Source organism: Gilliamella mensalis (assembly GCF_900103085.1).
Lineage (GTDB): Bacteria > Pseudomonadota > Gammaproteobacteria > Enterobacterales > Orbaceae > Gilliamella > Gilliamella mensalis.
In genome coordinates this window covers 1-1085 of record NZ_FMWR01000023.1, presented here as the reverse complement: position 1 = coordinate 1085, position 1085 = coordinate 1, and the positions used below count along the sequence as shown (strand labels likewise).

Sequence of the window (1085 nt, the reverse complement as noted above, 5' to 3'; positions counted from 1 at the left end):
AAATCATTAGATTAGACTAGCTCAGTTTTGTAAGTATATCAGCTGATTCTTTCTTGTGACCAATTTTCTGGAACAAGTACAGGTAGTTTAGCCCACGGTTCTTCAACTAAGGCATTCTGAAACTATTGTTCGCTTAGATTTGCATATTTTATAACGATCAGTTGAAAACTAGGAACATCTTCCTTAGTAAATCTAAGTAACAATTCGAATAGGCGACGGACGGCATTAAGATCGGCATCAGAAGCTTAGGTTCAAAGCAATATCATTTATTACTTGCTGTAATAAATGATATTACAGGCAGAATAATGATCTTTTCTCAAAAAAATATTATAAAGGTTAATGAACAATAATAAGCAAAACAAGGCTGGCTTTTATGAAAGAGAATAGAATAGAAAATTATAAATACACATTATATTTATTAATTACAGTGCTAGGTTGGGGGATTATGTATCCGGCCTCAAAACATGCTGTATCATCTGGTATAGATGGTTACTATCTGACTTTTATTCGCTACGTTCTTGGTGCACTGCTTGTAAGCACTGTTCTGCTTCTTATAGAAGGCAAAAAAAGTTATCAAACGGAAGGAAAAACTTTCCAGTTATGGTTTTTTGGTACGATAGGTTTTGCCGGATTAAACTTCCTTACTTTTATCGGCATTGGTTTTTCTTCTGCCGAACATGCAACAATTATATTAGCATTAATGCCAATGTTATCAATTATTCTGTCATCCATCCTTACTCGCAATATACCTAATATTAAAACAATTTTATGCACGGTATTAGCTTTTGTAGGAATTGTTTTGGTTATAACAAATGGAGATTTCAATAATTTGATAGCCTCATCAAATTTTGTTGGTGATTTATTATTGTTAGCCGCTACAACTTGTTGGGTTATTTATACCTATTTTGCAAATACGATAATTGCAAAATACAAGTGGAGTGCATTAAGAGTAACCGCATTAAGTTCTTCTCTTGGCGTAATAAGTATTATCGCAATTACTTTAACTGCGTCTTTCTTAGGCTTTGCAAGTCCTCCAAGTTTGGATGCATTAACCTCAAGTGGATTTGATATTTTTGTGCTTGTTA

At 33.3% G+C, this 1085-nt stretch carries 1 protein-coding gene and 1 pseudogene; one reads left to right on the top strand and one right to left on the bottom strand.

Going from position 1 to position 1085, the window contains the following annotated elements; translation table 11 throughout:
- Positions 1–38: 38 nt before the first annotated feature.
- Positions 39–242 (bottom strand): annotated as a pseudogene (locus tag BQ5209_RS11095) (DUF3732 domain-containing protein); the annotation flags it as partial.
- A 131-nt stretch (positions 243–373) separates the two neighbouring features.
- On the opposite strand from BQ5209_RS11095, the gene BQ5209_RS10355 reads away from it, so the two are divergent.
- Positions 374–1085, top strand: a 712-nt coding sequence (locus BQ5209_RS10355; protein ID WP_143421917.1) for a DMT family transporter, incomplete at its 3' end; no start/stop codon positions are given.